Origin of the sequence: Roseivirga sp. (assembly GCF_965216855.1) — a bacterium.
In the GTDB taxonomy this organism is placed as follows: Bacteria; Bacteroidota; Bacteroidia; order Cytophagales; family Cyclobacteriaceae; genus Roseivirga.
Window position 1 is genome coordinate 630644 of record NZ_OZ244204.1, and the last position, 14001, is coordinate 644644.

A 14001-nucleotide genomic window follows, 5' to 3' on the forward strand; every position below is an offset into this window, starting at 1 on the left:
TAACGTCAGAATTTGGATAGGTAACGAAATGGTTTTTTAAGCGGGAATTGATTAACGAAGCAGAGTAAAGCTACCTCTGAAGGTTTCCTCAAAGTTGAGGTCATTGATCATCACTGAATAAAAGACTACATAGGAGTAACTGCCCTGAGGCGCATCATCACCATTGTACGTTCCATCCCAGCCCTCAGAAAGATCTTCTGTTGAGAAGACAATGGTTCCCCACTTGTTATAAATCTGCATGTAGTAGTTTACTTCACAGTCGGCTACCGGTTTGAATACATCGTTTTGACCATCATTATTAGGGCTAAAGGCCGTTGGAATGAAGATTTTCGGGAATCTCTCAGTTACATCTACACTCAACGAGGTTTCACAACCATTGGCATCAACTATTCTTACAGAGTAAGGCCCTTCACTTAAATCAGATGCGTTCGGATCATCAACTGTAGGTTTATTACTCCAATAGAATTGGTAGTCGGGGGTACCTCCCTTAGCATCGATAAAGGCTATACCGTCAGTTGCAGCAGGACAAATGGGATCATTGATAAGTGACTCCAAGTCAGCTTCCAGCAATGGTGGTTCATCAATTACAATTGAGGTAGAAGTTTCACAACCATTGGCATCGGTAACCAAAACCTGATAAGTCCCGGCTTTCAGATTGGTATTGATGTGGCTGTTGGTAGTGGTTTCAACCCCATCAGATGTCCATTTAAAACGGTAATCCCCATTGCCAAAAGTGGTTCCTCCTGTAACTTCAATATCAGCTACTCCATTGCTTTCCTGAAAACAACGCACCGGCATAACGGAAGTGTTCTGGATAGTTAATACATCTGGTTCTGTAATGCTGTAAGTCTCTTCCTTTATACAACCGAGTGGATCGGTAACGGTCGCTATATAGTCTCCCACAGGTAATCCTGAAATATCTGGTCCTGTCATACCATTGTCCCAGGTTACCGTGTACCCACCTGACTTCCCTCCAGAAATACTAAGGCTAATAGTTCCGTTTGATTCGCCATTACAAAGTACATTGGTGATAGTAGGGTTAATTACAATGGGCTGATAAATCCTCACATTGAGGATGTCTGAAACACCCTCGCAGTCATCGATCAGATCATTCGACTCAGTATACCAGATTTGTCCGTTTGTACTGTTCCCCCAGTTGATGAATACTTCAGTAGAGTTTGGATTAGAGTCGGCCGTAAAAGTACCGCCTGATACCTGCCAGCTGTAGCTAGACCCATTGGTAGGTGTTACATAATAGCGAACTCTGTTTCTATCGTCATAGCAAACTTCTGACAAGTCACTACCCGGGGCAATGTAGCTGTCGGAGAAAGCAGCTACGGGTTCGAGTCTTTTGTTGATGGTGACTGGCAAAACAACGGTATCACCCTGACAACCCAGTGCATTTCGGGGAATGACCTTAACAGAAGCATCAGGATTACTGGCTCCCCAATCGACCAGAATAGATTCTCCTACATTAGAGGTAGCAATTGTTCCTCCTTCTACCAGCCATTCATAAGTATTTCCTGCACCTCCCGTAATACTATATTCAATACCAAAGACATCGGGACAAACTGAGGCTGCACCCTGGATATCATTAACTTCAGTATCAACAATTTCTACGGTTTTCACTACCGTTTCAGACGTACCACAGGAGCCCTGCCCATCAGAAGCAATAAGGGTGATCTCATAGGTGCCCGGAGCGGTGTATTTATGAATTACATTTTCTCCGTCTATTTGAGTACCATCACCAAAATCCCAATTGAATGTATTAAAGCGTGGCGTTTCCCCGGCCGGTGTAATGAAATTGGCAGTAAACTCAATTTCAGCATTTAAACAGGCCTGATCCTGTATAATGTCGATGTACTCATCATCTCCCTGTACCTGTAGATTCAGGTTTTCTAAGGCTACCCCGGCTGAATACCCAAAGGATTCTGCATTGCCATATCCATAAACATAGACTATAACCCCGTCTTCATCCTCAACCGTATGGTTTCCCTTTGAAATATTCACCCTGGCAAAGGAAGCGTCACCATAGTCTGTAAACTGACCTGAAATATCAACACCATCGAGAAGTACTGCCGCAGTAGAATTCTTCTCTCTAATTAGGGTCAGATAATACCTGTCTATTTCTTCAACTTCAAAGGCATTGAAAGTCACCTGCCTGATTCTTTGTTCCAAAGGGCTTACCAAAATCATAAATGGATCTGAAGCTGTTCCGTCACAATCCTGAGATCTACTGAACTGAGCCAGAGAGATAGGTTTATTTGAAGTTATGGTTCGGGTACCCGTTAAGGCTTTATTCACATAATATTCTCCTGCATCCAATTGAATTAATGGTTCACCATCAATGATCACTTCTGTTCCATCTTCAGCAGCAATAATTTTTATATAGTCACCTCCGAACCTGGATTGGTAAGGCACAAATAGGAAGTTCAACCCCCAGGTAGAAACAGGAAACATTTGTTCCAACAGGTGATCTCTGGCTGCTCCACACCCCCCAACATTGGTAAAGACGTTCCCTCCGAAAACAGCAATATTCTTGCAATCGTCAGAATTGGTACTAACAGACCTGACATAGGTCCCGGTCAAATCGAGTGTTGGACCGGCTGCTTTGATATGGTATACTTCCCCAGCATTCAGGTTGATGGTAAAAGGCACCCCCGCCTGAGCACCCCGGGAAGTCTGAACACTTGGCGTAATCTCTACCTCGGTATCATCCTGAATACCGACTACCATCATAAGTGACTCTCTGGAAGAGGTGACTATATCACCGGGTGGCTCGGCATGAGCAGTCACATAATATTCCTTACCCAAAGCGTTGACTGGGAGTATTACCGCAGCATCAGCACTATATTGGCGCTTATTCAAGGCATAAACTGAAATGTCTACATCAGAGGTAACATGTATACCTGTTCTGTATTTGCGTTCTTCAAGAGGGAGAAAATCACCAGTAGGCAAAGTAACAACTGAGGTGGTGCCCGGTTGAACAGTTACAGTTTGAGAAAATCCATTGAGTGGAGCCTCCACTAAAACTTCTGCCGTGGTCTTAGAAGAAAGATATATTTCTAAAACAACCGCAGTTCCGTTAACCTCATTTTCCATAAAGGCCAACCAGAAGTCTTTACCCTCAGTAGTAACCTGAGCGAAGGCTTTAACGGTGAATAGTATACCAATAAGTGCGATTAATTGTAGTCTCCTCAAAACCTTTTCTGCAAAATGGTAGTCGGCTCAATTTCAAATATCACTATTTCTATGATTCCAGAGAACTATGTCTGCCTTTTTCTTCCAGAATCTCACAACTTAACGCTAAGTTGATCACAAGTAACATTCTCAGGCACCTTAATTTGCTTATTGAAGTAATATTGAATTGCTTTGAGGCAAATTTCAATTCATGGATATTAAAGCTAAAATAGAGAAGATATTTCCCGCACAACAGATTACCAGTTCATTCAAGAAAAGAGAGTTTGTCGTTGAATTCGCAGAGAATCCTCAATACCCTGAGTATGTGAAGTTTGAATGCATTCAAGACAAATGCGATATACTCGATAACTTCTCAGCCGGTCAGGAAGTAACTATTAGCTTTAATCTCAAAGGTAGAAAGTGGACTGATCCAAAGAACGGAGAAGACAAGTACTTCAACACGCTTCAGGCCTGGAGAATTAGTGCTGAAACCAGTGCTGCTCCTGCAGCTCAGGGTGGAACACCTCCTCCTCCATCAGCCAATGATGAGCCAGATTGGTTAAGTGAAGATTCAGACGACCTACCATTCTAAAGATGAAGTATAATGTAGTAGTTATTGGCGGTGGCATAGTGGGATTGGCAACCGCTTATCAATTGCTCAAAAAGAAGCCAGGGCTAACTTTGGCCCTGGTTGAAAAAGAATCAAAGCTCTGTCGACATCAGACAGGCAATAATAGTGGAGTAATTCACTCAGGTCTTTATTATAAGCCTGGAAGCCTCAAGGCCAGAAACTGTATCAATGGTTATCAAATGCTCCTGGACTTCTGTAATGAAGAGAACATTCCTTACGAACTTTGTGGTAAAGTAGTAGTGGCTACAGATGAATTCCAAAAACCACTCCTCGAGAACCTTTATCAGAGAGGCCTTGAAAATGGTCTGGATAAAATCTCCCGACTGAACATTGATGAGCTCAAGGAAATTGAACCCCATGTCAATGGCATTGCAGCCATCAAAGTACCCTATACCGGCATTATAGACTATACCGCTGTAGCAGAAAAGTACGCTGACAAGATCAGGGAAATGGGAGGAGAAATCTTCCTGGGTGAAAAGGTGGAAAACATAATTCAGGGTAGCACCTCCACTGTTATCACCTCTAAGCAGACACTTGATACTGATCTGGTGATTAACTGCGGTGGTTTGTATTCCGACAAACTGGCCAGAAAAACCTCGAACGATGTAGACTTGAAGATCATTCCATTTCGCGGAGAGTATTTTAAGCTGAAACCGGAAAAGGAGTATCTGGTAAAACACCTGATCTACCCTGTTCCCGACCCTAACTTCCCTTTTCTGGGCGTCCACTTTACCCGCATGATTGATGGCGGTATTGAAGCCGGTCCCAATGCAGTATTGGCTTTCCGAAGAGAAGGGTACAAAAAGTCACAGATTCATTTAGGAGAACTCATGGAATCGCTATTCTGGCCGGGCTTCCAAAAAGTAGCCTGGAAATACTGGAAAACCGGTTTTGGAGAAATGTATCGCTCCTTTTCTAAGGCTGCCTTCACCAAGGCGCTTCAAAAACTGATTCCTGAGATTCAGGAGAATGATTTGGTAGATGGTGGTGCCGGTGTGCGCGCCCAGGCTTGCGACCGTACCGGAGGCTTACTGGATGACTTCGCTATTTATGAATCAGATCAGGCCATTAATGTTTGTAATGCTCCCAGCCCCGCGGCTACGTCATCACTTTCTATTGGAGATACCGTGAGCGATCTGGCACTGAAACGCATTTGAATCATAATTCCCTAATACCAATTACTTTTTAAAGTCTCCAATTAATACCTACTTAGGACTATGAAACGATTCCACCTCATCCTACTTTTAGTGCTGATGACAACTTTCAGTACACTTGCTCAAGAGTATAATGTAATCAGCTATAACATTCGATTCAACAATCCTAACGACAAGGAGAACTGGTGGGAACACAGGAAAGAAGCTGTAGTGCAGCTATTGGAGGAGAATGAGCCTGTTTCATTCGGAGTGCAGGAAGCCGTACTGAGTCAGATGGAGTACATCGATGAACACATGCCTGGCTACAGCTATGTGGGTGTGGGAAGAGATGATGGAAAAACGGGTGGCGAATTCAGTGCCATCTTCTACAAAAACAATCTGAAGGTATTAAAAAGCGGTACTTTCTGGCTTTCCACCACGCCCGATAAAGTAAGCAAGGGCTGGGATGCTGCCCTTCCCAGAGTCTGTACCTATGCTCAATTCGAAATGGAGGATGGCTCGGTATTCTGGCATTTCAATACTCATTTCGATCATGTTGGTGAAAAAGCAAGAGCCGAATCTGCCGCACTCATTGTCAGGAAAATTAAGGAGTTCACCAATGGAAAGGATAAAGTGATCCTTACCGGAGACTTCAATACCACTCCAGACAAGGCTCCTTATGCGAACATCACTCAATACATGGACGATGCGGCACAGAAAACATCTGCAGGCATTGAAGGACCAATTGGTACTTTCAGTGGATTCAATCTGGACGCCCCTCTCGACAGAAGAATTGACTATATCTTCAGCAGAAATATTCAGGCACTGAAGTATCTACATCTGGATGACAAAACCGACAAGGGGCTATGGGTGTCAGACCACCTGCCGGTAGTCATCAGGTTTAGTCTGAAAGACTAGTTCAATCTAATACTGTTAGATTGGTTCTTGTAGGCTTTCGGAGAAAGGTTGTGCTGTCTTTTAAACATGCGGTTGAAGTAAGACAGCGAATTGAATCCGCAGGCCATATAGACTTCCTTGATTCTCACAGCAGGGTCCTTCAGCATACTTTCAGCCAGCTTGATGCGCTCATTGTTGATGAAGTTCACGGGCGAAATACCCATTTCATTCTTAAAGACCCTGTGAAAATGTGAGGGACTCATACAGACCTTCTCGCTCAGTTCTTCAATAGTCAAAGGTTCGTGCAGATTCTCCCTGATGTAGGCAATGACAAAAGCCAGTCGATTGCTGGAGCTCATGGAAATGGCCTTTTCAGAATAGATTTTCCTGGTCTCTGTTTGTAGCAACCTCACAATCAGTTCCTTTAAAGACATATTCACGAACAGGTCTTTGGCGGGATGATTTTCAGTAAACAGAAACATCAGTTTCTGAATGATCTGATTAATAGCCACTTCATTAGTAAAGTGGAAATTGTAGTCAGTGAATCGCCAAAGCGCATCGTCTGCCTTTGGCATATGCTCATTCATGTCATTGATCACATTTCTGATCCTGTCCTCATCAATGGTCATGGCCAGACAACGAGTGGGGTTGTTCATGTGCGCTTCGGGAAAGTCGATACACATGACTTCACTGGAAGGTAGGATGAGTGATTCTCCCGGCAGAAAATCGAATGCACTATAATCTCTCAAATGCATCACCTTTTTGCCTGTGAGCATACTGGCCAGAACAGGTTGATCAAACTGAAGCAACACCCTGTCGGCCTCCTGATGTGTCTCAAACACATGCAACTCAGCACTATTGACGGTATAGGTAGTCTGATTTTCTACCAGCGTCTGAAGTTTCCTCTCCTTATAGAATTTATCTGAAAGCTGCATATGCCGTGAATTCGATTCAGTCTAAAATACTCAGTCCAAAGGAATTATCATGAGAAGTTAGGCCTAGCCTACAGACAATGCAAGGATTGTTCATCTTTTTGAAAGAATCGGTCAGGCAATCGATTTCTACAGTACATAATTTTACCAAGAGCACTACAAGCAAAACAATCAAATGATTTTTAACCTAAAAATAAACTTTTATGAGTGAAGCAATAACCACAACCGCTACGGTGGTTGAAAAACCCAAATTCAAGAATCAATACGATAATTTCATTGGAGGAAAATGGGTAGCTCCTGTTAAAGGGGAGTATTTCGAAAGCATTTCACCAGTAGATGGCAATGCCTTTACCAAGGTAGCCAGATCTACTGCCGAAGATGTTGAACTGGCCCTTGACGCTGCCTGGGATGCTGCTAAAACCTGGAATAATTCTTCGGCCACAGAGAGAAGTAATATGCTCCTTAAAATTGCCGACAGAATGGAACAGAACCTGGAAGCGCTGGCCAGAGCAGAAACCTGGGACAATGGTAAAGCCATTCGCGAAACCAGAGCAGCTGACCTTCCCCTCGCAGTTGACCATTTCCGCTACTTTGCCGGAGTCATCAGAGCGGAAGAAGGCACTGTTTCAGAACTAGACGCCAACACCGTCTCCATGAACATTCAGGAACCACTGGGTGTTGTAGCACAGATCATTCCATGGAACTTCCCTTTGCTCATGGCTACCTGGAAGCTGGCCCCTGCCCTCGCAGCGGGTAATTGCGTGGTCTTAAAACCGGCCGAGCAAACCCCGGTAGGTATTATGGTATTGATGGAAATGATTGAAGATATTCTACCAGCCGGAGTAATCAATGTAGTGAACGGTTTTGGTGTAGAAGCCGGTAAACCATTGGCTTCAAGCCCGAGAGTGGAAAAAGTAGCCTTTACAGGGGAAACCACCACCGGTCAATTGATTATGCAATATGCCGCCAAGAATATTAAGCCCGTAACGCTAGAGCTGGGTGGAAAATCGCCTAACATCTTCTTCGAGAGCGTTATGGATGCTGATGATGATTTCTTCGATAAATGTCTGGAAGGTGCCGTCATGTTCGCTTTGAATCAGGGCGAAGTATGTACCTGTCCTTCCCGAATATTGGTACAGGAGAACATCTTCGATGCCTTCATTGAACGCGTAGTAGAAAGAACAAAAGCCATCAAATTAGGACATCCACTCGATCCGAATACCATGATGGGTGCACAGGCTTCAAACGATCAGTATGAGAAAATCCTGAACTACATCAACCTCGGTAAAGAGGAAGGTTGTGAAGTGCTGGCAGGAGGTGCTGCAGCCTACAATGAAGGTCTGGAAGGTGGATACTACATTCAACCCACCATACTGAAGGGCAACAACAAAATGAGGGTATTCCAGGAAGAAATCTTCGGGCCTGTTGTCTGCGTCACCACCTTCAAAGATGAAGCTGAAGCACTGGAAATTGCCAATGATACGCTTTACGGACTTGGGGCAGGCGTATGGACCCGAGATATGCATCAGGCCTATCAGATTTCCAGAGGAATCAAAGCCGGACGTGTATGGGTGAATTGCTATCACGCCTACCCAGCGCATGCTCCATTTGGTGGATATAAGAAATCAGGTATCGGTAGAGAGACCCATAAAATGATGCTCTCTCACTACAGACAAACCAAGAATATGCTGATTTCATACGACAAGAAGGCATTAGGCTTTTTCTAATGAGTGTCAATCGCGTGCTAATTACCAAAGAAGCCGAAGCTGTTGTCGATCAACTTCGACAACAGCACGGCCCTTTAATCTTCCACCAAAGTGGCGGATGTTGCGATGGCTCTTCCCCCATGTGTTTCGGAGAAGATGAACTCTTTCTGAATGAATCTGACATTCTGTTGGGAGAAGTAAGTGGATGCCCTTTCTACATGTCAAAAGATCAATTTGAATATTGGAAACACACACAGGTTACTGTGGATATTACCAAAGGCAGAGGGTCTAGTTTCTCCTTAGAAATTCCTCTTGGAATACGTTTTATTATTAAATCCAGACTTTACACAGAAGAAGAACTAAAGGCGCTTAAACTCCTCTAAGGAGTTATTCAGGAATTCGAAAGTTCGCTTTTCACTGTAGGTAAATTCTGATCCTCTGAGTGTGAAACCCACATGCCCTCCCCGCTTAGGCATCTCCAGGTAAATATGCTTATTCTGTTCAGCCATTTCTGTCGGATAGCATTGTCCTTTCAACAAAGGATCGTTGAGCGCATTAATGACCAGCGTTGGTCTGTCAATCTTCGACATAAAGGGATAGGGATTACAGAATTCATAGAATCCTGCCGCATCATCGAATCCATTAAGTGGACCGGAATATCGGTTATCAAAGTCTCTGAGAGATGTGATATCGTCAATACCTTCCACGTCAATTTCTGGAAACTGTGCGGCTTTGGCCTTAATCTTAACCACCAGTTTTTTAAGAAAGCGCTGCTCATAAAGCCGGTTAGACTTTTCATACAAGGTCTCCGCACTCTCGGGTAGTGAACAGGGGGCAGAAATAGCCACGGCCTTTTTGATCTGTTCGGGCAAAGGAAACTCAGGATGTTGTCCCAGGTAACGCAAGGTCTGACCTCCCCCCATACTGATACCCACCAGACACACCTCTTCATAATTACCATCAGACAAAGCATGATCAACTACCGCTCTGAGGTCATAGCTGGCGGCATGGTGATAGAGCTTAATGGTTCTGTTCATTTCCCCGTTACAGGTGCGGTTATTCCAGGCAGCAATATCCCAACCAGCCTTGCTAAACATTTTGGCCAGGGCTGTTACATAATGTCTGTCCGATCCACCCTCCAATCCATGAGAAATTACCAATAGTCGAGGATGGCCTTTGGTAATTCTGTCCACATTCAAAAAATCGCCATCGGGAGTATCAATCTGCTCACGCTGATATTCAACACCATCGATTTTACGCAGCAGGCTGGGGACAATGGTTTCAATATGCTGATTGAAATAGTAAAATGGAGGCCCTTTATAACGGGATTCAACAATAGGCATGTGCTACTGATACTTTTTGTTGCAAGCAATACCTTAATTCCACAAATGCAAAACCATTTTTCGTTTATTCGCAGTACAGAATATGATTCGATTCATCACCAGTTGTACTTTCTTCCTCCTGATACTGAATATCCAGGGGCAAACACTAACCGTCAGAAATCAACTGACCGGAAAGCCTATCGCTCTGGTGACTATACAGGAAAAAGGAACGGATCGTGGAGCTGTCACTGATGAAAATGGCATGGCCGTACTCAAAGGCTTTTCAGCAAAAGGAACACTGATTTTCAGACATCCCTCCTACCGTTCTCTGATGATCAGCTACAAGGAAATACAAAAGTCTGGTTTTCAGGTAACCCTGATGGAGGACATCTCCCAAATGGATGATGTGGTGGTTTCGGCCAATCGCTGGGAGCAATATCCTGAAGAAGTACCTCAGCAGATAGCCGAAATGAACAAGAAGGAAATTGCACGGGCAGAACCAGCGACCGCAGCCGATTTACTAAGCATTAATAGCGAGGTGTTTGTTCAGAAGAGTCAATTAGGAGGCGGCAGTCCCATGATCAGAGGTTTCGCTGCCAATGGTGTCTTACTGGTTATTGATGGGGTTAGGATGAACAATGCAATCTATAGGAGTGGGAACCTCCAGAACATTATCACCCTCGACCCTGCCAGTATTGAAAAAGCTGAGGTGGTCTTTGGTCCTTCCTCTGTCGTTTATGGTAGCGATGCACTGGGTGGTGTCATGGATTTTCACACCCGAGTCAGTTCCTTCTCGGAATCAGGACAGATGGGCCTGGCCTCAGGAGGTTTTATGCGTGTAGCCTCAGCCAACACCGGGTTAACAGGCAACTATCATCTGGAATTCACCATGCCCAAATTCACCAGCTTTACCAGTCTTACCTATAGTAAGTTTGGAGATTTGAGAACCGGATCGAAAAGAACAGACGACTTTCCGGATTTCGGCAAAAGACCTGATTACGTAGAGCGGGTTAACGGTATCGATGTGATTGTAGCCAACGATAACGAAAACCTGCAAAGGCCTTCCGGTTATGATCAATACAACGCCCTGCAAAAGTTCAGGTGGAAGCTGGGCAGCTTTGCCGATTTCTCTTACAGCTTTCACTATTCTTCCTCTTCTGACATTCATCGTTATGATCGCCTGATTGAAAGAGACGATAGTGACCTCTTGCGTTATGCTGAATGGTACTATGGCCCTCAGAATTGGCAAATGCATTCATTTCAGTCCAACTACACTTACCCCCATACCTTTTTCGACCGACTTAAGCTGACAACAGCGCTACAAAAAGTAGAAGAGAGCCGACATAGCCGAAGATTTCAAAGCGACCAATTGGCTAATCGTAAGGAGAAAGTGAACATCATTTCTGTCAATGCCGATGCTTACAAGTCTCTGGGATTTGGTGATGAATTATACTACGGACTGGAACTGGTCACCAACCAGGTCGAATCAAGCGCATATACAGAGAACATTGTGACAGGTGAAACCGGAGCACTCAGCACCCGCTATCCGGATGGTGGCAGCGATTACAACTCAGCAGCCATCTACCTCAGCATCAAAAAGAAAATCAGTCAACGGTTGATCTGGAATTCAGGCATTCGTTACACCTTCACCAAACTGAATTCCCAATTCGATGACAAGACCTTCTATGACTTCCCTTTTGATGAAATAAAACTGAATCAAGGTGCGCTGACAGGTAACTTCGGGCTAGTGATGCAGGCGGGCAAAGGCTGGAAGTTAAGCACCTTATTTTCATCAGGATTCAGAGCCCCAAATGTAGATGATGTAGGGAAAGTTTTCGATTCAGAACCAGGTACTGTCATAGTTCCTAATGCCAATGCCAAACCCGAATACAGCTATAATCTCGAATACAGCATTGGTCGCAACATTCAGGATAAATTCAGTTTCAACTTTGTGAATTACTTTTCCTTCCTTAGGGATGCTCTGGTCAGAAGACCATTCACATTCAATGGACAAAGTGAGATTGACTATGACGGCACGCTGAGTGCAGTATTTGCGGAGCAGAATGTTGGTGAAGCCTTTATCTGGGGGCTCAGTCTTTCCACCCGATGGTCAATGGCCAATGGCATTCAGGTAACAGGCAACATTAACTATACACAAGGGGAAGACACTATTGAGCATCTTCCTCTAAGGCATGTGACTCCTTTATTCGGTGAACTGGGCATGAGCATGACGCAAAGCAAGCTCACCTCTACTTTCAAGGTGAAATTCAGCGGAGGAATTGCTTTTGAAGACCTGGCGCCTTCCGAACAGGCTAAAACACACCTGTACACTACAGATGGAGCGCTGCCCTGGTATACCATCAACATCTATAATTCATACCAACTCGATGACTACTACAGCATTCACCTGAACCTCGAAAATCTTCTTGACACGCATTATCGACCTTATTCTTCCGGTATTAGTGCCCCGGGTTTTAATGCCGTTATTTCCTTCAGAGCTGACTTTTGAAGTAACTGGGATTATTTCAGTAAGAGTGTTATTGCTGGCGGAGTGTAAGGATCAATGGCTGTCCGGGTACCGTCTTTGCGAGAAATAAAACCTGTGATAACAAGGTTTTATGACGAAGCAATCTCACTGGAGTGTCTTGTCCTGAAATAGGTTTACACCAACCTATTAAGAGAAAATGGACAAAAACAAGATTAGGCATGGAGGCTCAATTTCATGGATAGAGCGTGAGGAAATGATTAAGGAGTACCTTTCAGGAGATTTGAGTAAAGCAGAGATATGGAAGAAGTACACCGGCCAAGATGAAGAACACGGTCAGTTATTGAACTGGATGCGAAAGTTAGGTTATGTTGAAGATGCTGTGTCAAGACAACAAATACTGTTACCTTCATTTGGACAACCTATGGGCACATTGAACAAACCTACAGACGATAAAGACCCAGCAGAACTTCAGCGTAAGATCAAGGAACTTGAAAAGCAGCTAGAAATGGCCAAACTCAAGGCCGAAGGCTATGAGTTGATGATCGACATTGCAGAAAAGGAGCTAAAAATACCGATTAGAAAAAAGTCAGGCACCAAGTAATTACCACCTTAAAGGAAAGGCATCAACGCATTGCTCTGGGGCGTTTATGCTTGTTATTTGGTGTGACCAGGCAATCATACTATCAGCACTACTGGTTTTGGGAAGAGAAGACCTTTGAACAGGAGCTTGTTGTCAAGCAGGTAATGCAGATCCGAAAACGGCACCCATGTATAGGAACCAGAAAGTTATACCAACTCCTAGAACCATTTATGCTTGATCATCAGATTAAAATGGGTAGAGATGCCCTTTTCGATCTATTAGCGGCCAATAGCCTATTGGTGAGAAGAAGGAAAAACAGAATGCGTACTACCAACTCTTTTCACTGGCTTCGCAAGTATCCAAACCTGATTAAGGAGTTCGCCCCATTATCGGTAAACCAACTTTGGGTAAGCGACATCACCTACTGGAAAACCTCCATAGGATATCTGTATATCAGTTTTATTACCGATGCATACTCACATAAGATAGTAGGCTTTAGGGTAGATAAAACTCTGGAAGCAGCAGCATCGGTCAAAGCACTGAAGATGGCAATTCGGGAAGCAACAGGTTCTCTAAATGGCCTCATACATCACTCAGATAGAGGGTTGCAATATTGCAGCGGTGAGTATGTCAAGGTTCTGAAAAGACACAAGGTTAAAATCAGCATGACAGAAAACGGAGACCCAAAACAGAATGCTGTAGCTGAGAGGATTAACGGAATCATAAAAGGGGAATACTTAGAAAACTACCAAGTCAACAGCCTTAAACAAGCAAGAAAACTACTTAGGCAAACCATAAGGCTTTATAACAGTGAAAGGCCTCATATGAGTATTAACAATAGGATCCCTTCAGAGATACACCAGTCAAAGAACATAGAAGTATTAAGAAAGTGGAAGAACTATTACCCAAATAACAAACCAACTGTAAACCAATATCAGGATTAACTATTATTGTATTATCATTAGAAAACTATAAGTCAAATCTGTAAACTTATTTTAGGACGAGTCAGACGAAGCAATCTACGTTTCTCCCCTGGCCCCTAAAGGGGCAGTACTGTATCAGTTCTGTTGACTCATCTGGCTTTCTATCTTGGGTAAAATGAAAGAGCCACCGAAAACCTCCCCTATAACTC

11 protein-coding genes are annotated in these 14001 nt (G+C 43.9%); 8 read left to right on the forward strand and 3 right to left on the reverse strand.

All coding sequences use genetic code 11. From position 1 onward, the window contains the following. Positions 1–51: 51 nt before the first annotated feature. Positions 52–3201 (reverse strand): PKD domain-containing protein, encoded by a 3150-nt coding sequence (locus ACOOEY_RS02770; protein ID WP_420387148.1) that lies wholly within the window; start codon positions 3199–3201, stop codon positions 52–54. Positions 3202–3391: 190 nt separating this feature from the next. Between ACOOEY_RS02770 and ACOOEY_RS02775 the strand changes: the two genes are divergently transcribed. The 3 genes from ACOOEY_RS02775 to ACOOEY_RS02785 are packed head-to-tail and all read left to right on the forward strand — an operon-like array spanning position 3392 to position 5862. Beyond that, entirely contained in the window at positions 3392–3772 is a 381-nt protein-coding gene (locus tag ACOOEY_RS02775) for a DUF3127 domain-containing protein (protein WP_420387149.1), read from the forward strand. A gap of 2 nt (positions 3773–3774) precedes the next feature. After that, entirely contained in the window at positions 3775–4968 is a 1194-nt protein-coding gene (gene lhgO / locus ACOOEY_RS02780) for an L-2-hydroxyglutarate oxidase (protein ID WP_420387150.1), read from the forward strand. Between the two features lie 60 nt (positions 4969–5028). Next, the gene (locus tag ACOOEY_RS02785) at positions 5029–5862 is read left to right on the forward strand and encodes an endonuclease/exonuclease/phosphatase family protein (protein WP_420387151.1); all 834 of its coding nucleotides are present in this window, start codon (positions 5029–5031) and stop codon (positions 5860–5862) included. Here the strand turns inward: ACOOEY_RS02785 and ACOOEY_RS02790 are convergent. After that, positions 5859–6776, reverse strand: a complete 918-nt coding sequence (locus ACOOEY_RS02790; protein ID WP_420387152.1) for a helix-turn-helix domain-containing protein — start codon at positions 6774–6776, stop codon at positions 5859–5861. The genes ACOOEY_RS02785 and ACOOEY_RS02790 overlap by 4 nt on opposite strands. Positions 6777–6976: 200 nt before the next feature. Between ACOOEY_RS02790 and ACOOEY_RS02795 the strand changes: the two genes are divergently transcribed. Together ACOOEY_RS02795 and ACOOEY_RS02800 are read left to right on the forward strand one after the other, a co-directional pair. Further along, entirely contained in the window at positions 6977–8500 is a 1524-nt protein-coding gene (locus ACOOEY_RS02795) for an aldehyde dehydrogenase family protein (RefSeq protein WP_420387153.1), read from the forward strand. Beyond that, positions 8500–8862 (forward strand): DUF779 domain-containing protein, encoded by a 363-nt coding sequence (locus ACOOEY_RS02800; RefSeq protein WP_420387154.1) that lies wholly within the window; start codon positions 8500–8502, stop codon positions 8860–8862. Before ACOOEY_RS02795 ends, ACOOEY_RS02800 begins: the two co-directional genes overlap by 1 nt. Here the strand turns inward: ACOOEY_RS02800 and ACOOEY_RS02805 are convergent. Further along, complete coding sequence (locus ACOOEY_RS02805; RefSeq protein ID WP_420387155.1) at positions 8839–9822, reverse strand: YheT family hydrolase; 984 nt, start codon at positions 9820–9822, stop codon at positions 8839–8841. The two genes, ACOOEY_RS02800 and ACOOEY_RS02805, sit on opposite strands and share 24 nt — an antisense overlap. Positions 9823–9904: 82 nt before the next feature. Here ACOOEY_RS02805 and ACOOEY_RS02810 point away from each other — a divergent pair, with 82 nt between their 5' ends. From ACOOEY_RS02810 to ACOOEY_RS02820, 3 genes are all read left to right on the forward strand, one after another. Beyond that, entirely contained in the window at positions 9905–12310 is a 2406-nt protein-coding gene (locus tag ACOOEY_RS02810; RefSeq protein ID WP_420387156.1) for a TonB-dependent receptor, read from the forward strand. Positions 12311–12485: 175 nt separating this feature from the next. Next, a complete protein-coding gene (locus tag ACOOEY_RS02815) occupies positions 12486–12890 on the forward strand; it encodes a hypothetical protein (protein WP_420385706.1) in 405 nt (134 codons plus the stop codon). Next, positions 12890–13813 (forward strand): IS3 family transposase, encoded by a 924-nt coding sequence (locus ACOOEY_RS02820; protein ID WP_420388627.1) that lies wholly within the window; start codon positions 12890–12892, stop codon positions 13811–13813. The genes ACOOEY_RS02815 and ACOOEY_RS02820 overlap by 1 nt, the downstream gene beginning before the upstream one ends. Positions 13814–14001: the final 188 nt, after the last annotated feature.